Annotated in this window: 13 protein-coding genes; 8 read left to right on the top strand and 5 right to left on the bottom strand. The window is 59.0% G+C overall.

The annotated features are described in order from the left end of the window. Positions 1 to 157: 157 nt before the first annotated feature. The 4 genes from EC9_RS15105 to EC9_RS15090 all read left to right on the top strand — a co-directional run bounded on the left by EC9_RS15105 (position 158) and on the right by EC9_RS15090 (position 4936). Positions 158 to 1438 (top strand): CehA/McbA family metallohydrolase domain-containing protein, encoded by a 1281-nt coding sequence (locus EC9_RS15105; protein ID WP_145346569.1) that lies wholly within the window; start codon positions 158 to 160, stop codon positions 1436 to 1438. Positions 1439 to 1575: 137 nt separating this feature from the next. Next, positions 1576 to 1848, top strand: coding sequence for a hypothetical protein (locus EC9_RS15100; protein WP_231745705.1), 273 nt, complete (start codon positions 1576 to 1578; stop codon positions 1846 to 1848). A gap of 110 nt (positions 1849 to 1958) precedes the next feature. Next, positions 1959 to 3530 (top strand): bifunctional phosphoribosylaminoimidazolecarboxamide formyltransferase/IMP cyclohydrolase, encoded by a 1572-nt coding sequence (purH, locus tag EC9_RS15095; RefSeq protein ID WP_145346567.1) that lies wholly within the window; start codon positions 1959 to 1961, stop codon positions 3528 to 3530. Between the two features lie 446 nt (positions 3531 to 3976). Continuing rightward, entirely contained in the window at positions 3977 to 4936 is a 960-nt protein-coding gene (locus EC9_RS15090; RefSeq protein WP_145346565.1) for an SMP-30/gluconolactonase/LRE family protein, read from the top strand. A gap of 113 nt (positions 4937 to 5049) precedes the next feature. On the opposite strand, the gene EC9_RS15085 is transcribed toward EC9_RS15090, so the two are convergent. The 3 genes from EC9_RS15085 to EC9_RS15075 form a co-directional block, all read right to left on the bottom strand. Next, positions 5050 to 6378, bottom strand: coding sequence for a sugar porter family MFS transporter (locus EC9_RS15085; protein WP_145346562.1), 1329 nt, complete (start codon positions 6376 to 6378; stop codon positions 5050 to 5052). After that, positions 6375 to 8792, bottom strand: a complete 2418-nt coding sequence (locus EC9_RS15080; protein WP_246105691.1) for a DUF1588 domain-containing protein — start codon at positions 8790 to 8792, stop codon at positions 6375 to 6377. Before EC9_RS15080 ends, EC9_RS15085 begins: the two co-directional genes overlap by 4 nt. Before the next feature lie 91 nt (positions 8793 to 8883). Then, a complete protein-coding gene (locus tag EC9_RS15075) occupies positions 8884 to 10203 on the bottom strand; it encodes a DUF1552 domain-containing protein (RefSeq protein ID WP_145346560.1) in 1320 nt (439 codons plus the stop codon). Between the two features lie 310 nt (positions 10204 to 10513). Here EC9_RS15075 and EC9_RS15070 point away from each other — a divergent pair, with 310 nt between their 5' ends. The 4 genes from EC9_RS15070 to EC9_RS15055 all read left to right on the top strand — a co-directional run bounded on the left by EC9_RS15070 (position 10514) and on the right by EC9_RS15055 (position 16529). Beyond that, a complete protein-coding gene (locus EC9_RS15070; protein ID WP_218934158.1) occupies positions 10514 to 12493 on the top strand; it encodes a right-handed parallel beta-helix repeat-containing protein in 1980 nt (659 codons plus the stop codon). A 69-nt stretch (positions 12494 to 12562) separates the two neighbouring features. Beyond that, a complete protein-coding gene (locus EC9_RS15065; protein WP_145346556.1) occupies positions 12563 to 13435 on the top strand; it encodes a hypothetical protein in 873 nt (290 codons plus the stop codon). 144 nt (positions 13436 to 13579) lie between these two features. Further along, positions 13580 to 14149 carry an ECF-type sigma factor gene (locus EC9_RS15060; RefSeq protein WP_145346554.1) on the top strand — a complete coding sequence of 190 codons (570 nt, stop codon included), beginning with the start codon at positions 13580 to 13582 and terminating at the stop codon, positions 14147 to 14149. 109 nt (positions 14150 to 14258) lie between these two features. After that, entirely contained in the window at positions 14259 to 16529 is a 2271-nt protein-coding gene (locus tag EC9_RS15055; RefSeq protein WP_145346552.1) for a serine/threonine-protein kinase, read from the top strand. On the opposite strand, the gene EC9_RS15050 is transcribed toward EC9_RS15055, so the two are convergent. Continuing rightward, complete coding sequence (locus tag EC9_RS15050) at positions 16468 to 19758, bottom strand: efflux RND transporter permease subunit (protein ID WP_145346550.1); 3291 nt, start codon at positions 19756 to 19758, stop codon at positions 16468 to 16470. The two genes, EC9_RS15055 and EC9_RS15050, sit on opposite strands and share 62 nt — an antisense overlap. Then, a complete protein-coding gene (locus tag EC9_RS15045; RefSeq protein WP_145346548.1) occupies positions 19755 to 21368 on the bottom strand; it encodes an efflux RND transporter periplasmic adaptor subunit in 1614 nt (537 codons plus the stop codon). Before EC9_RS15045 ends, EC9_RS15050 begins: the two co-directional genes overlap by 4 nt. Positions 21369 to 21452: the final 84 nt, after the last annotated feature.

Here is a 21452-nt window from a genome sequence, read left to right as displayed (position 1 = left end):
AATGCGACCCCCGATCGTTCAGCGTTAGGACTGGTTGATTGGATCGCGTCGATTGTTTGGGAACGCTTGATTGCGGCTTCCTGGCAATCGTTGCTCTCCTCGCTCCACCCCCGCGCCCCTTCCCTTTCACCTCTTACCAACGGACCTGCCCCTCGCCATGCCCTACTCCCACTGTCTGACACTCCGCCCCCTGCTCGCGACTTGCCTGCTGATCAGTTGTTTCGCTCTCGTGGGCGTTGCCGAGGATCCCGTGCCGGCCCAGCCGACGCTGCGTTGGTGGAAAGGGAACATGCACACGCATTCGCTGTGGAGCGATGGGGATGATTTTCCCGAGATGATCGCCGAGTGGTATCGCACCCAAGACTACAACTTTCTCGTCATCTCCGACCACAACGTATTGGGGCTCGGGCAGCGTTGGATGAAGCAGACCGCAATCGCTAAGCGCGGCGGGCAATCGGCGCTTGCCAAGTACAAGGCGCGGTTTGGCGGATCGTGGGTGGAAACTCGCGGGGAGGGGGACGACTTGGAAGTGCGGCTGAAACCGTTCGATGAATTTCGGTATTTGGTCGAAGACCGAGGGCAATTCATCCTGATTCCAGGAGAAGAGGTAAGCGACCGCGCCGCCGGAAAACCAATCCACATGAATGTTTCCAACGTCGGCGAATTGATCAAGCCGATGGGCGGAGCGACTCCCGTCGAAGCGATGTCGAACAATTTGCGAGCGGTCGAGGAGCAGTCGAAACGCTTGGGTCGCGAAGTTCTGATGCACCTGAATCACCCTAACTTTGGCTGGGCGATCACCGCGGAAGAGATGGCTCAAGTCACCTCGGAGCAGTTCTTCGAAGTCTACAACGGGCGCCCGGGGGTGAACCACTTGGGCGATGCCACGCGTCCATCGATCGAACACATGTGGGACATCGCCAACGCGATGCGGTTAACCGTTTTGGAGGCGACGCCGCTGTTGGGCCTGGCGACCGACGATAGCCACGATTACCACGATGGCATGCTGTCGCGAAGCCTCACCGGCCGCGGCTGGGTGATGGTCCGATCGGAATATCTGACTCCCGAACACCTGATCCAAGCGTTGCGACGCGGCGACTTTTATGCGTCCAGCGGCGTCAGTCTGCAGGACGTGACATTTGATCCCGAATCGCGTACGTTGACCGTGAAGATCGATCCTGAAGCGGGCGAAACCTACACGACTCAGTTCATCGGAACGCGAATTGCTCCCGATGCTGACAAGACGCTGATGCCAGCCAAAGAGAAAATCGGGGTGGAATTCGCCAAGCAGGAAGGGAACGTGGCGACCTACACGATGCAGCCCGGCGATTTGTACGTACGAGCGACCGTGACGTCCAGCGAAGGGGCCGATCGCCCGTCGTTTAAGGACCAGAAGAAACAGGCCTGGACGCAGCCGGTAGGATATGAGACACGCTGATCGCCCCAGCCGATAAGGAAACCGATTGGTTTGCCATCGCCTTTGACCGGACGTGTCCGAGTCACAGGCGATGATTGGGGTAGTGAGATCGACAAGGATCCACAAGGGATCGAGCAAGCAAGAAGGAGTACCAAGCGATGCGAGAACTATTACGACGAGCGATGCAGCAATCGGACGATTTGGTGGTTGAAATGGATTATATGGATTGTCACGGTCGCCACACCCGGCGCGTGATCAGCCCGATCCGTTTCACATCGTCGGAACATTTTCTGGCACTCTGTCTTTGCCGCGAAGAGCCGCGGAATTTCAACCTCAGCCGCTGCCGAAACCCTCGTTTGCGATGGGCCGCCGACGTCGTGATGCCTGTCGAATTTGCCGAACCGATGCAGCCGGTCGGGGCTCGCAATTGATCGCACCGGGTTGACCTGAGTGTCGCAAATCCTTACACAAACAGCTATCCCGCGTCGGTTGGCTTGATGCCGATGCGCTAGCTCGCTCCCCCTGTGCAGGAATTTGATTTGTGACCGACGTTGTCCCCGTCCGAAATGCTTTGATCAGTGTCAGCAACAAGCTTGGGCTGGTCGATTTTGCACTCGCGCTGCAAACCGCGGGTGTTACGCTGTTCAGCACCGGAGGCACTCGCAAGCACTTGGAGGATGCGGGGATCTCGGTCGAGGATATCGCCAACTACACCGACTTCCCCGAAATGCTCGATGGACGTGTCAAAACGTTGCATCCAAAAGTCTTCGGCGGAATCCTGGCACGCCGCGATAAGCCCGAGCACATGGATGCGATCGCCGAACACGATATCGAGCAATTCGATCTGGTGGTCGTCAATCTGTATCCCTTCGAAGCGACGATCTCGCGCCCCGGCGTGACGACCGCTGAAGCGATCGAACAGATCGACATCGGTGGCCCCAGCTTGGTCCGCGCCGCTGCCAAAAACAGCTCGCACGTTGCGATCGCGACCTGCGCCGAACATTACTCCGCGATCGTCGACGAAATTCAAACGCACGGCGGTACCCGCAGCACGCTGCGTCGCACGTTGGCGTGGGAAGCGTTCGACCACTGCAGTCGATACGACCGCACGATCGCCGACTATCTGCGTGGCGAGTCGGTTCGCGGCGACTTCCCCCCTGTTATCACGCAAACGTTCCGTCGCAAGGCGGTGCTGCGATACGGCGAGAACCCGCACCAACGCGCTGCGTTGTACGCCAATGAGATTTCGACGTCGGCGAACCTTGTCAACGCGATGCAGTTGAGCGGCAAAGAGCTTTCCTACAACAACCTGTTGGATCTCGATTCGGCGTTGGGAATCGTTCGCGGTTTCGCTCAGCCTGCCGCCTCGGTCATGAAACACAACAACCCCTGCGGCGCTGCGACCGGACAGAGTCTGGCGAGTGCTGTCGAGAAGGCGATGGCGGGCGATCCGTTAAGCGCTTTCGGATCGGTCTTGGGGTTGAACCGCACCGTCGATCTGGCGACTGCCGAATTGCTCTGCCAACCGGGGCTGTTCATCGAAGCGATCGTCGCTCCCGATTTCGAAGCCAGCGCTGTCGGTCTGCTGACAACCAAACCAAAATGGCGCGACAACGTGCGACTGATGAAAGTTGGTCGTTTGGAAGATCCGATGCCGCCATTGGCACAACGCTTCATCAGCGGTGGGATCTTGGTTCAAGATGCCGATCGCCAAGCGGCGGTTCCATTGCAATGGAAGACCGTCACAGCCGAAACCGTTGAAGACGAGGTCTGGGACGACATCTACTTTGCTTGGGAAATGGTCAAGCACGTCAAGAGCAACGCGATCGTGCTGGCGAGCGACACGTCGCTGGTCGGCGTGGGAGCGGGGCAGATGAGCCGTGTCGACAGCGTCGAGATCGCGATCGAAAAAGCTGGCGAGCGATCGACCGGAAGCGTGTTGGCATCGGACGCGTTTTTCCCATTCCCCGATTCGATTCCGATGGCAGCCGAAGCGGGTGTGATCGCGATCGTCCAACCGGGCGGTTCACGCAAGGATCAAGACGTGATCGATGCCTGCAACGACCACGGAATCCCGATGGTCTTCACCGGCCGCCGACACTTCAAGCACTGATCGGCCAAACCGCCGAAAACGTCAACGCCGCCGCAATTCCCATCTCACTTGCGCCTTCGTCCCATACCAGCACGAAGCGCAAGCGAGTGAATGCCCTGAGCATCTCATACTAGCACGAAGCGCAAGCGAGTGAGAAACTCCACGTCTCGTGGGGGGCTCCGATTCGTAACCGCTCCGATTCGTGACCGCTCCGATTCGTGACCGCTCCGATTCTGCGGTGCTCCCACGGTCGAAAGGCCGCGCCTTTTGCGACACGTCTACCGATTGATCTCTCTGCAATCGGCGGCACTCGCTGGTTCGATACCTCCCCACAATGGCCCCGCGTCGCGAGGGCTGGTAACATTCGTGAGGCCAGCGGAATACCGCATCGCTGCGACGCGCTGCCGCGGGCTCGGATTGCGAATTCGTCACAATCATCACTCCAGCATCCAACGTCACCAACTGCCATGACTCAAAGAATCACTGCGACTCCGTTTTACCGACCGTCCGATGCGGCATTGCGTTTCCTTCCCGAAGGGCCCTATCCCAACGGCCCTTCCAAGATGAGCTGGGTTGCGATTCAGCATGGTCCCGATGCGACGCAAGGATCGTTGAACGTTTTCGATTTTGAATCCGGCAACAATCGATCGCACGTTTTGCCTGGTCGTCCTGGATTTGCATTCCCCTGCGACGACGGACATTCGTTTGTCGCCGGTTGCGAACGGACGTTGGGGATCTTTCATCCGTCGGACATGACGTGGTCTCCCTTCTACGAGAACATCGATGGGACGGTCGAAGGGACCGTGATCAACGACGGTTTGGTCTGGGAAAACAATCTGATCTTCGGGACCAAGGATCTGGAATTCAAGACGCCCAAAGCGGGGCTTTATCTGTGGCGAGGCAGCGATGGCAGTCTGATCCAATTGCGCAACGACCAGGTCTGCAGCAATGGCAAAGCGATCGTGGAGGTCGACGGCAAAACCTTCTTGATCGACATCGACTCGCCGACGCGGAAGATCGTTCGCTATCCGATCGACATCGCAGCGGGTACGTTGGGTGATGCGGAAGTCGTCGTCGATCTGACCGCCGACCCGGGAGTTCCCGACGGCGCGATCGTGACGCCCGACGGTGGATCGGTGATCGTTTCGATCTACAACCCGAACCCCGCACCGCACGGCGAGACGCGGCAATACGACATGAAGTCGGGCGAATTAGTGACGGTCTGGGAAACTCCCGGTTCGCCGCAGAATACCTGCCCCAACCTGATCGAGCACGATGGCAAGGTGCATCTGGTGATCACGACGGCGGTCGAGCATATGCCCGAGGATCGGCAAGCCGACGCGCCGCAGGCGGGCAGCCTGTTCATCGCGCCGACCGAATTTGAATCGGTTGGAAACTGTCCACGTTTTCCGTTGGCCGGACTGTAACGGTAGGCTGTGTTGAAGCAACGGTCCGGGAAACCGCGGCCGTTGCATTCCGCAGGCCGCGCGTCACTGAGCGAGGCCGATGCTGCCGATCGATGCAAAGAGCAAGGCTCGACTTACTTCCGCATCCCCAAATCGTGTTCGATCTGCTCCAGCGGACGCCCTTTGGTTTCGGGGACCATGAATAGCACCCACGCCAGTTGCAGCATCATCATGAAGCAGAAGAATCCAAACACGTAGCCCGGTTCAAACATCGTTACCATCGACGGAAAGAACAGCGTCAGTAGCGCGGCGAAGATCCAGTGCGTAAAGCTTCCCAACGACTGCCCTTGAGCGCGGTGGCGGTTGGGGAAAATCTCCGAGATAAGCACCCAGATGACCGCGCCTTGGCCGACGGCGTGAGCTGCGATGAAAGCAAAAATGCAGGCCGGTACGATCGCAAAGTTCTCGGTGAAAAAGGCCCAAGAACAGAGCGCCAGCGACGTGATGTAGCCGAACGATCCGACCGTCAACAGCGTGCGGCGTCCCAGTCGGTCGATCAGCCAGAGGCCGATGAAGGTGAAGATCAGATTGGTGATACCGATCCCAATCGACTGCAGCAGCGCTCCCCTTTCGCCCAAACCTGTCATTTCGAAGATCCGCGGTGCGAAATAGAGAATCGCGTTGATCCCCGACATCTGATTAAAGAAGGCGACTAGAAACGCCAGCATGATCGGCTTGGACATCCTCGCGCTCCAAAACCCACCAGTGCTGGAGGTTTCGTGAGCGACCGATGCGATGGCGTCCGCTTCCGCCTGGATCTCAGCTTCGGTCGATTCGGGATGAATCAACCGCAGCACGGCGATCCCACCCTCGCGGTCCTCGCGACGACCGATCAACCATCGCGGGCTCTCGGGAAGCCCGAAGCACATCGCGCCGTAAATCAACGCCGGTATCGCTTCGACTCCCAACATCCACCGCCAGGCATTGGCACCAAGCCCGCCCAAAAGCATGTTGGAGACGAACGCGATCAGGATCCCAAAGACGATGTTGAACTGAAACATTCCGGCCAAGCGACCGCGGTGTTCCGGTGGAGCAATTTCCGAAATGTAGAGTGGCGCTGCGACGGTGGAGACGCCGACCCCCAGCCCACCGAGAAAGCGAGCGATCATGAACGAATAGACGTCGGTCGCCAGTCCCGACCAAACCGCCGACAACAGGTACAGCAGCCCGATCGTTATCAATGTCTTCGTGCGGCCGAATCGGTCGGTGGGCCAGCTGCCGATCAGCGACCCGACGACCGTTCCCCAGAGCGCCATGCTCATCGCGAGCCCGTGCTCGAAATCGCCCAGGCCCCACAGAGCTTGGATCGTTTTCTCCGCTCCCGAGATCACGACGGTATCGAAGCCAAACAGAAAGCCGGCCAGAGCCGCCGTCAGGGACCAATAGAACAGTCGTTGGCTCAAGATCCGCCCCGCTGCTGCTGACGCGTTGTCGTTTCTCCTGCCCGATCGACCGTGCGATAGAGGTAGGCGTCGGAGGTGAGTAGCGATGCGAGCAGAGCTTTCATGCTGCCGCCGCTCTCTTGATAAGCCTGATAGGCGTCCTGCAATACCGGGGCATCGTGGACCGTTTCGTTGCGGCCCATCCAGAAACGGAAGGCGTGGCGGACGAAAACCTGTTGCACGCGTTGGCTGGTCGCCAAGCGATCGATCATCTCCAACGCGTTTTCGACCGGCCCATCGATTTCGGGATCGCCGCTGTCGCTGATCGCGCCGCTCGTGTCGACTGGCTTCTTCTGCTCTTCGGTCCGGTACAGTCCAAGATGGTTGTACATTTCAAACGGCAGCCCCAGCGGGTCCATCTTGCGGTGGCAACGCCAACATTCGTCGGCTCGCGTCACACGCATCCGATGCCGCAACGTCGACTTCGGCTCGACGGGCAACATCGCATCGACAGTGATCGGAACGTCAGGGACCGCGTCGCCAAGCAGACGCTCGCGAATCCAACGGCCACGCAAAATCGCGTGGTTGTCCATCGCATCGGTATGCGCGACCAACCAACTGGGATGCGTCAGGATCCCTCGCCGCTGATCGGGCGGCAGAGTCGTCAGCGTTCGGGCCGTATTCAGCGGTTTGACGACCTGGGCAACGCGGGCGTGAATCGTTTCCCCTTTGGGCAGCTTCGCATTTTGAATCGTCACCCGCCGCATCTGTCGGGCGGTCTTCTTCCCCTCGACGGCTTTTGGCTTCGGTGGCGGATCGGAGCTGATGAACTGGCCAAAGTAAGGTGCATCCTGCGGTGCGTTGTAGACGACGCGGTCGGTGGTCAGCAGCTCGCCCAGAACGTTTTTGTCTTCCTGCAGAATCAGTTCGATCAAACGATCGGTGTTGGCGGTCATCGCAAACATCGCCCGATAGTGCTTCTCGGCGTTGAACTCACCGCCGGCACTTATCAACGCTTTGTTGTCCTTGCAGACATGGCCTGCCCGGTCGTAATCGAAGAACTCGCGAAAGAACTGCAACACGCGCGGCTTCCGAATACTGTCGTCGGCCAGAATCCGTTCGATCTCGCGTTTTGCATCCTGCCGTGTCTTTAAACGCCCGTCGGCAACCGCTTGCTGCAACGCTTCGTCGGGCGGGATGTAGCTGAAAGCCGCATTGATCGCCAACGCCAGCTCTTGGTCCTGCAAAAGGACGCGGCCATATTGGTCGGGCGTTCCATATTCGGCCAGCTCGGGACGAAACAGCGCGTCGCGATCCAAGAAGATCGGCGTCAAACCGAGCAATGCCCCTTCCTTTTTCCCCAGGTCCGCGATCGCGTCGTTTAACAGGCCCAGATATTCGGCGGTCTCCGCGTCGGACGGTGGGCGGCAGGTCAGGGCTTCAAACAGATAATTGACAGCCGCGATTCGATCCTGCTGCGTATCTTTCTCCTTGGCCATCAGGTCGTGGACGGGAGTGATCGGGCGCTTGGGGGATTTGCCATAAAAAAGGCTCTGCGCCAGCCCACGCAGATCGCCATGTTTGTACTTCTTGTCGATTTGGCCGACCTTGTCGGCGAACTGGTACGGTTCGGCATCGGGCCCATAAGCCATGAACCGCAAAATGTCTTCGGCCGTGTTGGCGATCTGAGTCGCTTCGGATCCGTTCACCGAATAGAGGTTGGCATAGTTTCGCAGGCCATGGTGATTTTCAGTCGTCAGCATCGGCGGGAATCCGGTGATCGCGGCGGCGTATGCGGCCGTGCCGCCCACCCAACCGATCACGCGATCCAGCCCGTAATAGACTTTCACTTCGCCGTCGAGATTCGGATTGATGTGATCGCCGCGGGTTCGCAGTCCGGGCCGCTTCGGATCGTAGTCGGGCTCGCGCGTGATCAACGCGTTCAAACGGGTCAGATGTTCCTGAGGATGCAAACGCCACAGCCGCGCCGGCGTCGAGGTCGGTTCGATCCAGTCGGGGATCTCGCCAAACAAGAGGTCGTGATCCAGATGGTTCCCCTTGGTCGGATGCCGATGCGTCTCGAAACCGCCATGATCCTTCATCGCCCGCTGCAATTCCGCGGTGATCCACGTCGACAGCTTCCAACGCAGGATCGGATCGGGCTGCAATTCTTCCGCCGGCGGCATCTCTTTTAGCGCAACCTGTTCCCAAACCGTCTTCCAAAGCTCGGCGTTGTCGATGGTGACGTCGGACAGTTCATCCAGAGCGACGCCACCTTCCTGCGTGTTGGCGTCGTGACAATCGATACAGTACTGATGGAGAAACGCTGTCGCCGTCGCCCCCGACATCGGCGGCTGATCGGCCACCGCCCACGATCCAAGCGAAGGGACGATCAGCAAAAACGCAAGCAATGAGGAGAGTCGGAGCATTGGCATCGGTTTCAAAGTCAGTGGCACGCCGCGGATTGCAGATTGAGATCGGATTCGTCGTTCACAGCTGAGGCGAATGTTCAGCCGTCAAGTCGCGTTAGGCCATGATCTCTTCGATCGGGCCGACCTTGGTGTCGTGAACTCCCGCCGTATTCTTGTTCATGTTGAATCGGTCGCGCGTGTCGCCGACCGCATGCAGCAGCGTGGTGTAGAGGGCATTGATCGGACGCTTGTCGTTCATCTGGATGAACTGCCCCGTCTTCAGCCGCCCCGCACAATTGCCCAACAGGATGAAGGGCCAGTTGTCGCCGCTTGTGTGCTGCTTGTTCGCGTTGTTGCTGGTGTAGACGATCAACGTGTTGTCCATCATCGTTCCGTCCCCTTCCGGAACCGATTCCAGTTCTTTCATCAATTTGACGAGCATCTGGCAGTTGTATTGGCGGATCTTGATCCAGATCGGATTGTCAGGTTGATCCATGTGGCCAAGGTTGTGACCGGCTTGTGCGATCCCCAGTCCCTTCCACGCGCCGAAGATCTCGCCCCGTCCCGAACCGATCGTTAGGACATTGGTCAGGCCGGCTTTGAGTGTTGCGATTCCGACATCCAACAGCGAATCGTGCCAGTCGGTTTCGAATTCCGGTTTGAGGAACTTGTCGCCATATTCGGGAGCAAACTTTTTCAGATGATCCGAAACGCCAGCCAATCGCTCGCGGAGCCCGTTGATCTCGCGGAAGCCATCGACGTAGCTGCCGTACCGCTCGCGATCACCCTGCGGAAGCGAGCGGCCATGCTGACCGGCCAGTTGCTCGACGCGATTGAAGACCCGCGATCGGGCTTCGAACCGCTGCTTGACATCCCCAGTCGCGATCCCACCAAAGATCATCTGGTATAGATCGTTGGGGTTGGAGTGCATGAACAGCGGCTTGCCAGGACCGGCTGCCGAAAGCGTCGCCAAGGTCGGACGCGAGATCATGTTTTCCAACGCATCCATTCCGATACACAGATGCGGCAGGATCGTCTCGGGCAGCAACTGACTCAGCTCATGATCGATCGTCGCGCCGCTGGGCGGAATCCCGATCCCACCGCGGTAGCCACCCAACGCTCCAAAAAACGCGCTGTGCGATGGACTGGTGTGCCGACCATGCAGCCCGTTGATGATCGTCATCTTGTCTTTGTAAGGTTCCAACGCCTGAACCGGTTCGGGCAATGTGATCCCCGAAAGCGATGCATCGTGATCGAGCCCCTGAGGGATACAGGTCGCGGGATCGAAGCCCTGGTTTTGCAAGAAGAAGATCACGCGTCGCGGCGTTCCAGGCCGAGCTGCCGCGGCTTGCACTCGATTCGGAACCAACGGTCCACCCAACGCAGCTCCCATTCCGGCGGCAGTCCCCATCAACATCTTGCGGCGATTGATCATCTTCGGAAATCCTTTTGACGGTGGGGATGAGCAGGAAGGTGGTTGGCAGGGGCTGCCGAGACTTTGTTTTGGCTATCGCAGGGCGAGCCGCATTTTACCGGACGGTCGCGTCAGAAGCTACGATGTTTCAGCCGTCCCGTTTATTGGGATGATTTTGGAAAAAAAACGAAAAACGCGATCTGCCGGGCGATTGGCGACGGTTTTCTACAGGTCACTCTCGCCAATGCCAGACTCGCACTTCGCCCGGCCGCTCATTAGAATCGTACAACTCCCGCCCAATATTCCCTCCACCTTGCCACGAGCCCCCTCGATGAATCTGTTTGCTGGAAGTTTGTTAGTCGCCGCGACTTTGCTGGCCAATGCTGGCGTCAATCAATCCGCGATCGATGAGGTTCGATCGGGCAAGCGGACCGAAGCGCGAGCCGCTTGGTGGGGCTTCGATCCCGAGGACTCCACGGCGGCGTTGCAGAGTGCCATCGATTCGGGTGCCAAGCGAGTGATCGTCGAGGACATGGGCCGGCCCTGGATCGTCACTCCGCTGCAGGCCGCCAGCAACCAGGAACTGATCTTCGAAAAGGGAGCTGTCCTGCAGGCGAAGAAGGGAGAGTTCAAGGGATCGACTGATTCGCTGCTGAGCGTGACTGGCAAAAAGAACGTCACGATCCGCGGCGAGGGTGCCACCTTCCGGATGCATCGCGACGATTACGCCAAGCCGCCGTACAAGAAGGCTGAGTGGAGGCACACGCTGCAGATTAAGAGCAGCAGCAATGTCCAGGTGCTGGGGCTGACGATGGCCGAGAGCGGTGGTGATGGGATCTACTTGGGAGTCGCCACCCGCGGCGTCACCAACAAAAACATCGTGATCCGCGACGTCGTCCTCGAGAAACACTACCGCCAGGGAATCAGTGTGATCACGGCCGAAGATCTGTTGATCGAAAACACGATCATGCGCGACACTGGCGGCACGTCGCCGATGGCCGGGATCGATTTCGAACCCAATCATTTCAGCGAGCGGTTGGTCAACTGCGTGATGCGGAACTGTATCGCCGAAAACAACCAAGGCGTCGGCTACGCGTTTTACCTTCCCAATCTGACCGCAAAGTCGGCGCCGATCTCGATTCGCTTGGAGAACTGCATCGCCCGCGGCAGCAATCGCGCACCGCTCTCCTTCACCAACGGCGAAGGGAAGGGACAGGGGCCGATGACCGGCACGATCGAATTCGTCGACTGCGACTTCTCCGGCGGCAGCGGTCCCGTCGCGACGATGAACCGCAAACCGGCCGTCGGCGCACGCGTCCGTTTCATCAACTGCCGCCTGGAACCAGGAGCCAGCAAACCGACGACGCCAGTGATTTTTTTCGCCTCGCGAGCGGGCAACCAATTGGACGTCGGTGGCGTCGATTTTGAAAACTGTCAAGTTCACGATCCGCAACAGCGACCGTTGATCGGATTCTACGACGGTGCCAGGGAACTGCATTTGATCGATGTCACCGGCACGATAAAAACGACATCCGGCGACACCCAACGGACCGTCGAAATCAATCAGAAATATCTCGACGATCTACATCCGGGAAACAAGTTCCAACGGTTCCCCAAATACGAAACCGACGGGACAACTTTCATTCCGTTGAAGGCGATGAAACCCGACGCGATGCTGCCGCAGCCCAATTTCACGCTTCGCGGCTCGGGAACGTTTGTGCTGTTTGCCGAAAGCGGCACACCAGTGGAACTGAAGCTGAACCACAGCCACGTCGGTAACTACACCGGGACGCCGGTGGTTGTCGAAGCGATCGCGCCGAGCGGCAAGAAGTTGCCAATCGGTGAGGTTCCGCTCGATACGACCGGCTCGCTTGGTTTTGTCGCTCCAGAATCCGGAATCTACCAAATCCCAATCGATGTCGGCCCGAACAAGTTTTCCTTGGAAGCGACCAATTGCCCGACCGTCATCTCCAGCGAAACGGGGCGCGTGCGGTTGGTTTACTCCGTCGGCAAACTCTACTTCTACGTCCCCCCGGGAACCAAGCAATTTGGCGTCAAAGCCTCCGGCGACGGAGGTGAAGTTGTCGGCCTCTCGGTCTTGAATCCGCAAGGGAAGTCCGTATGGCAGAAAGAGAAGATCTCGGCCCCCGAACAATTTGTTGGTGCTCCCGAATCGAAACAGGGCGAGATCTGGACGCTGCAAATTTCGCGTCCTTCATCGGGACGCATGGAAGACTATTTCATCGAACTGCAGGGGCTGCCACCCTTCCTGGCAACGCATCGCGATTGCTTGTTGCAGCCTGCCCCCTAGTCGCTGCCAGCGGCGTCGACCAACGATCACACAACACCCTGTTCCACCCGTCCTGCGATTGCATTTTCAATGAAGCGATTTGGCTGCATCCTTTTACTGTTGTTCTTGAGTGGCCCCGTTGCCGCGCAGGCGTTTGTTCCCAATCTCGGTCCCGATCTTCCGTCGATCACCGTCCGTTGTGGGGAGGTGACGTTGAAGTTGCGTCGGCAATCGCAGTGGACTCCCGCCCGCATCGATTTCCGCGGCACGCCGATGACCACCGAAAGGAGCGCGTACGGGACGGTCTTCCGGTATCCGGAGATCGGCTTCATCGGAACGGGGCACTTGGAGAACGAGCCCGAGGAATTGCAATCGCTAGCCTTCTACGTCGACGGCAAAGAAGTCGTTGCTCCGACGGCGGAGCTGTCGGGTGAAACGTTCCGATTTGTCAGGGAGTCCAAGATTCGCGGTTTTCGGCTGACCAACGTCTTCGAAATCAAAGAGTATCGATTGTACGAAACCACCACGGTGGCGGCTGATGTCGAGACGCCGCTGGACCTGGTCTACCACTTCATGCACGCCTGGACGCCGACGGTTTCGGCGCTCGCAGCGGGAAGCGATGGCAATCCGCAGGCCGATCTGGTTCAGCCGCTGTTGGACGATGACGGCGTCGACCGCAAGTTCTACATCAATGCAGCGGTCGATTGGATGTCGGTCTACGAACCGGGCAGCCAACAATTTGCTGTCTCCCGTTTGTTGGAAACGCCCGAGGCGGCTGGCAGCACGTCGAAGGTCTGGAACGTCGTCGGAACGTATCGAAAGTATTATCTGACAGCATTTCAGAACCAAACCGTTCCCAAGGGGTTTAAGGGAACCTGGCGGATGGTGACGGGATTTGGCGAGGGGGATCGCGAGCAGTGGCCGGAGGCAGCTCGCACTCTGGCGGGCGAACTGAGCAAATAACGCTCGCGAAACTGGCTGCCGACGCGTGGCGGCGGATACCTGAAATGGGAAGACCGATGTCGCCTTGATCGATCGCATGCGACAAATATGTATTAAAATGAAGCTGCCCAACATGTCGCTTCGTTTCCATTGGCTCCCTTTTTTATGTCCGACATCACCCAGATCCTGCATCAGATCGACAACGGCGATCTGGCGGCGGCCAACGATTTGCTCCCCTTGGTCTACGCGGAACTGCATCGGCTGGCGAAGCGGAAGATGCAGCATGAGCTTGCCGGGCACACGCTGCAGCCGACGGCGCTGGTGCACGAAGCGTACATGCGGTTGGTAGCTAGCAACGTGGGGCAGGAGTGGGATGGACGAGGCCACTTCTTCGCCGCGGCGGCTGAATCGATGCGGCGGATCTTGATCGAGAGCGCTCGGAATCGCAAGAGTCTCAAGCGAGGCGGCGATTGGGCGCGGTGCCAGTTGGCCGAGGAGGATGCTGTCGCCGTCCCCGACAACGCTGAAGAACTGCTGGACCTCGACGCCGCGCTCACCAAGCTGGCGGAAACCGAACCGGAGATGGCTAAACTGGTCGAGCTACGTTATTTCGCCGGTCTCAGCGTCGAAGAGTCGGCCAAGGCGCTCGGCATCTCGCCACGAACGGTCAAACGCAACTGGGCCTTTGCCCGAGCCTGGTTGGGACGCGAACTGCGGGTCGAAGCGGACTGCTAAAAATTTTTGGCCCCCGACGCGTTCAGAATTCGCATTCTAACAGGTCGTAGTTTCGCTCCGAAATCGACCACCGCCCAATGGATTGGCATTTGCGAGGTTGCCCCACCCGATGAGTCCCAAGCACGAAAAGACGATTTTCTTCGAAGCGCTCGAAATCGAATCGCCTCGCGCGCGGGAGGCCTTCGTGCAGGGAAGCTGCCAAGGGGATCCCAAACTGTTGGATGCTGTCTCGCGATTGTTGGCCGAACACGATCGCGCCGACAACCCGATCGACCATCCCGTCGTGGCGAGCTTGCCGACATTCGATGCGGTCACCCAACAGGTGGCTCGATCGATCGAAGCAAATCACCCTCCGGGGACGATGGTTGGTCCCTACAAGTTGATGGAACAGATCGGCGAAGGGGGCTGCGGATTGGTCTTCGTCGCCGATCAACAGGTGCCGGTCCGTCGCCGCGTGGCGCTGAAGATCATCAAACCGGGGATGGAAACCCGCCAAGTGATCGCCCGCTTCGAGGCCGAACGGCAAGCGTTGGCGATGATGGATCATGAGAACATCGCCCGCGTCTTCGATGCCGGTGTGACGCAGACCGGGCAACCTTACTTTGTGATGGAACTGGTCCGCGGCGTTCCATTGAACGAGTTTTGCGACAACCACCGACTCGACACGCGGCAGCGGTTGGAGCTGTTTCTTTCGATCTGCAACGCCGTCCAGCACGCTCATCAAAAGGGGATCATCCACCGCGACCTCAAGCCTTCGAACGTCTTAGTGACGCTGCAAGATGGCCGCCCAATCGCCAAGGTGATCGATTTTGGAATCGTCAAAGCGATCGGACAAAGTCTGACCGACAAAACGATCTACACGCGGCTCGCGTCGATGATCGGGACGCCGGCCTACATGAGTCCCGAACAGGCGGAGATGAGCAACGTCGACGTCGACACGCGCAGCGACATCTATTCGTTGGGAGTCTTGTTGTATGAACTGCTGACCGGATCGACGCCGTTTGTCGTCGGCCGCTTGAACAGCGTCGGGTTCGACGAATTGCGGCGGATCATCCGTGAGGAGGAACCACCGAGTCCCAGCACGCGGCTGAGCACGTTGGGCAATCAATTGTCGACAACGGTCTCCGCCAACCGCCGGTTGGAACCCGCCAAACTGACCTCCTTGATGCGTGGCGATCTCGACTGGATCGTGATGAAGGCGATCGATAAAGATCGTGCCCGCCGGTATCCCAGTGCGATCGCCTTGGCTCAAGATGTCTCTCGATTTTTGGAAGGCCAGCCGGTCGAAGCCCGTCCGCCGTCGACGCTGTATCGTTTTTCCAAATTCGCCCGACGCAATAAGGTCGCCTTGACGACGGTCTCGCTGGTTGCCGGTGCGTTGGTGCTGGGAACGGTCGTCAGTCTTTGGCAGGCGCGGGTGGCCTACCACGCGATGGAACAGGCTCGTATCGCCGCCGCCGCAGCCAAAAGTTCCAACGCGGAACTGGAGGGATTTACCGACCGCTTGCGCCGCGCCAACACGTTGATCGCCTCCGGCCGCGCCTATGCCGACGCCGGCGACTGGTCCAACGCCAACGAAGCATTTACCAACGCGACTCAGACCCAGCCCCGTTATTTCCACGCTTGGATGGAGCGGGGATCGCTGTACGCCAAAATGGGGCTTTGGGAAATGGCCGCAAGCGATTACCGCAAGGCGCTCGAATTGGGATCTCCCGTCGACGGAGTGCAATTCCTGGGAGTCCCGCAGTTATTCGACTACGTTGGCGATCACGCGAAGTATGAACAACTCGCCAAGGATCTCGCCCAATCTAGCAGCGGTTCGTTGGGGACAATTTTGCGAGGCCAGTTGGTCGACCAGCCGTCGGCTGAGGTCTCTGCACAGTTGGCGGTTTTGGGTGAGCAATTGTTGGAAGAGCGTCGGCTGAGACCCGATGGCCGGCCGACGCGGACTTCGCGGATTCCTCGGGGCCCCAAGTTGTATGTCGCCGGTTGGGCCCATCTGCGCAATGGAGATATCGATCGGGCGATCGAGCGGTTGGAAGAATCGCTCGACGAAGCGACGATCTGGCCGGCTAGCGGGATCAATTACCCGCTGCTGGCGATCGCTTACACTCAAGCCGGACGCAGCGACGACGCGGCCAAAGCTTGGACGTTGGCAAAGCAATCGCGGGATCAATGGCTCGACCAATCGATCGAAACCCAACAGGGAACGCCTCCGATTCCGTGGTTCGATTGGATCGAGTTTCTGATGAACTATCGGGAGGCTTCGCTACGGCTGACCGGCGAACTCCCTCCCGACGATCCTCGCTTGGATCAACTTAAGTCGCTGGCACGGGGGGCAATTGCGAACTCAGCTCCGGATCCTCTTCCGAGCCCGTGATGCTGGCCGTGACCAAATACATCACTGGAACAAAGATCAACACGATCAGGGTGCTCAGCCCCAAACCGAAGGTCAAACTAGTCGCCATCGGCGAAACAACCTGAGCTTCTTTGGACCGTTCCAACAGGATCGGGAACATCCCAGCGATCGTGGTCAGCGACGTCAGCAGCACTGCGCGGAAACGCCGCCGTCCGCCATCGATGATCGCTTCATGTAACGGCAGCCCGTCGCGAACGCGGCGGTTGATAAAGTCGACCAAGACGATCGAGTCGTTGACGACGACACCCGACAGCGCGACGATCCCAAAGATACTGAACAGCGTCAGATCGATATCCATCACGATGTGGCCGACGATCGCGCCGATGAAGCCAAACGGAATGATCGACAGGATCAAGATCGCTTGCCAGCTGGATCCGAACTGGATCGTCAGCAGCAGGAACATCGCTCCCATGACGACGATAAATCCAACGGTCAGGCTGTCGACCGTTTCGGTTGTTTGCTCCTGTTGTCCGCCCCACATGATTTCAACGCCGGGAAATTCCGCTTCCAGCGTGGGAACAAAATTGGCTCGCAGGTCGGAGACGACGTTAAAGGCATTCCCTTTCGATTCATCGACGTCGGCGACTACGCTGATCGAACGCATCTGATTGATGCGGCGGATCTCGGCGTAGCCCCGCTGCACGTCGACCTCCGCGATTTGGTTGATTGGACGCTCGACGCCTTCGCCGGTGCGAACTCGGATTCCATTGAAGCTGACAAGCGTGTTGCGGTCCTCGCGAGGATAACGGACCCGCAGCGGCACCTCGTGCCGGCCGCGTTGCAACCGCATCACCTCTTCGCCGTAATAGCTGGCTCGCACCGTCCCAGCGACATCGGCCAACGAGATTCCCATCGCCTTGGCGTCGTCACGAACTTGCATCCGATACTCCCATTTCCCCTGTCGCGTGTCGGTCGCGATGTCGGATACGTAAGGATATTCGGCCAGCTTCAATTTGGTCCGCTCAATCGCTGCGTCCAATTCATCCAGGTGCTGCGACGAAGCCATCAATCGGACCTCGATCGGCAGCGACGCGGGGCCACGCGGCGTCGCTCCAAAGGCCAACGATTCGGTTCCTGGCATCCGCCCCGTCTCTTCACGCCACATCCGAACGATCTCGGCGCTGGAAACGGTCCGCTGGCCGATGTCGTTCAATTGCACGAACAGCCCGCCGATATGGCTGGACGACGCCGCGGAGACCTCGTCGCCGGTCGATCCGACCGTCCGCTGAACCGCTTTGACAAAACCCTTTGGATCGGTCGTCAGCCCTTCGTCGATGCTGCGTTGATTGACTCGCCAAATCGCAGCTTCCATACGCTGCGTGGCGGCATCGGTTGTCTTGACGGGCGTGCCATCGGGATAGACGACTTGCGCGGTCACAAACCCAAAATCGATCTTCGGCAGCAATAGGAACTGCACCATCCCCGACCGGACGACGCCGATCGACAGCAACAACATCCCGGTGGCGACCGAGATCGTGATCGCCGGGTTTCGCAGCGAGATCTTCAGGAACGGGGTATAGATGCGTTCGATGAACCATTCCAACCAAACGGTCACGATGCCGTTGGCCTTCTTGACCAGCCACGCCAACGGATGCAACGGCAACAGCAACCAGACGACCACGTCCAGAAAGCGGCTGCGGCGATGGGACAGGTGCGACGGCAGGATCGTTAGACTTTCGAACATCGACAGCAACAGCATCGCGCCGACGCACAGCGGCAACACCACGGTCATCCGTTGGATGTTCCCTTCCAAATACATGATCGGGCTGAACGCGATGACCGTCGTTAGCACAGCGGTGATCACGCTGGGAGCCACTTCGGTCGCCCCGTCGATCGCCGCGTCGCGCCACGATTTGCCCATCTGTTGATGGGCGTAGATGTTTTCGCCGACAACGATCGCATCGTCGACGACGATTCCCAACGCGATCAAAAAGGCGAACATCGACGTCATGTTCAGCGTCATGCCGCCGTAGTACATGTAAATGCAAGCGCCCAACAACGAGACGGGAATCCCGAGCGAGACCCACCACGCCAATCGCATCTCTAAAAACAATGCGAGCACAACAAAGACAAGGATCAGTCCCATCCAGCCGTTTTTGGCCAGCAGGTTCAAGCGGTCGCTGACCGTTTTGGAACGGTCGCGCATCGTTATCATCGAATAGCCGGCGGGAAGGTCGTGTTTCGCTCGAGCGGCAAAGTCTCGCACCTCTTGAGCGACGACCAACAGATCGTCGGCGCTTGTCGTTTCGACGGAGATCACCACGGCGGGACGACCGTTGATTTCGTTGACCGCTTCGTCGACGGAGAACTCATCGCGAACGCGCCCCAGGTCGCCGACAGTCAGCACGACGCCGCCGGCTTGGCTGACCAACGGGATATTTGCGATCTCTTCGCCGACTTCGTGCTTGTCGCTGCCACGCAGCACGACCTCTTGCGATTGACCTTTTAACGTACCGCCGGGCAACTCGACGTTGTTGTTACGAACGATCTCCGCGACATCGCGCAATGACAAATTGTATTCGCGGAGCGTCCGTTCGGGGATTTCAATGTCGATCTGATATTTCGGCGCACCGACAAAATCGACGACTGAAACCGAAGGCAACGCAAGCAGGTCGGTCCGCACCGATTCGGCAACGCGGTGCAACGCCAGCGCCGCTTCGACCCGCTTTTCAGCCCGCTCGGCCCGATCGACGCCTCGCGACGAGGAACTGTCGCCATCGGAACTTTCCGCCTCGGCATCACTTTTGGGCCCCATGACCGCCACGCGAATCGCGGTGACAAAATTGGTTCGCAGTCGGATATCGGGACGTTCGGCCAGTTCGGGGAAGCTGGGGATTTGATTGATCAGCGTCGTGACTTCGGTCAACACGCGTTGAGCGTCCATCTGCGTGGCGTCGCTCTCGAGTTCAAACGTCACGCTCCCCAAGCCCTCGGTCGCGGCGGAGGTCATCTCATCGATGCCGTCGACGGTCCGCGTCGCCTCTTCGATCTTCTCCAGAATCCCCTCTTCGATCTCGTCGGGACTGGCTCCCGGATATTCGACCGACACGGTCAGGACATAGAGTTCGAAATCGGGCCAGAATTCGCGTCGCAGATTTGCCAGACTCCAGGCACCTAAAACCAAGGTCCCCAGCATGATGACATTCATCGCCTGCGAGTTTTTGACGGCCCATGCGATGATCGACTTCATCGTGCCACTCCGCTAACCAAGGTCGTTTTGGGGCGATTCCGATCGGTCTGGCCGCCATCGGTCGCGGGGGAATCGACGCCAACATTTCCCACCGGCGGCCGCTTCGCCTTCGAATCGCGAGCCTTGGCGGTCATCACCGGTAAGCCGTCGCGTGGATCGTTGACCGGGGAGATGATCACCGAAGCAAGCTTTGATACATCGGCGGGCGAAGCGCCATCGCTGTCGTCCGCGGATGCAGCGGTTCGGGCCATTCGATGCTCTGGTAAACGAGCGTCGACGATCACATCGCCGTCGATCTGCCCGACGACTTCGATTTGGACGATCCGCATCTTGCCATCGCGATTGATCCAGATCCGGTCGCCGGGGCGAATCGCCGATTCGGAAACGCGATACAACGGACGCGTCGCGTCGACGTGCAGGTGAACCGAAACGAACATCCCTCGCAACAATTGCCGCGGTCCGTCGACACCACGTTCGACGCCGGGCGAGTCCGGCGACTGGTCGTTCGCAGATTCCCGGGCGAGAGCAAATGCGTTGGTCCGTATTCTTTCAACCGCTTCGGGCGAGTCGACGCGAAACAGACAGGGAAAGGTCCGCGTATCCTGGTCGATTCCAGCGCCATCGATCCGTTTCAGCACCGCCGCCCATTGATAGGTTCGGTTGCCCAAACGGTATTCGATGTTGCAATTGACTTCGGGCAGGTGGTGTGCCGCGGAGGATCCGACCTCTTCGAGATTGCCAACGGAGTTGCGTGCGTTCCAAACCCAATACATCTGTTCGACCGTCAGGTTCGACCGAACCTCGACCGCGCTGACATCTTCGATCGTGACAAACGAAGTTCCCGCCGCGACAAACGATTGCTCTTCGACGTTACTCATCACCACGCGGCCGCGGATCGGAGCGCGAACGACGGTGCGGTCCAGATCCAATTGGGCTCGCCGCCGCGCGACCTCCGTCGACGCTTGCCGTTCCACGATCAGCTTCCGCTGCGCTTCGAGCTCGCGGCGTCGGTTTTGCAGTTCGACCACCGCAGCGCTGGCCGAAAGTTCGGCTTCCTCGGCGGCGTCGACTTCGGCGATCGATGCAGCATTCTGTCGGACCAGCGAATGGGCCCGCTTGCTCGCCGCTTCGGTCAATTGAGCGCGGCGTTGGGAGAGAGCAACCAAGGCATCCGTGTTTTGAATACTGACATCGATCGCTTCCAGCTCCGCCGCTTCCTGATTCTGCTGGGAGACCAATCGCTGCACTTCGAGTTCGTATTCGATGGGATCCAACCGAACCAGCACCTCGTCCTTCTCGACCATCCGCCCGGCACGCATGTTGGGCGACAGTTCGACGACACGTCCGGCAACCTCGGTCGCCAATCGGATCTCGCGGAGCGGAACGACGACGCCGTTAGCGGTCAACGAAACGGGGCCTTCATGAATTCGCAGCGCTTCGGTATCGACGACCGTCGCCGCCGGTTTTGGCGGCTTTGACATCGCCGGCCGCTCGCGTTTGCCCAGTTTGGTGTAAGCGATCACGCACATCGTGAGCACGCTGGCGGAGACGGCGAAGTTGATAAACAGATGGACGCGAGAACGCCTGGCCGCAACGTTTGATTCATTCATGCGGTTGTCCCAATCGGAGGGGTATATTGCTGTTGGAAGGCCGAGTGCTCTGCCCCGCACTCGGTGAACTCGTCCCCAAGTCAT

This window comes from Rosistilla ulvae (assembly GCF_007741475.1).
GTDB classification, from domain to species: Bacteria; Planctomycetota; Planctomycetia; order Pirellulales; family Pirellulaceae; genus Rosistilla; species Rosistilla ulvae.
Note: the sequence above shows the minus strand (reverse complement) of the source record. Positions and strands in the feature narration are given on the sequence as shown.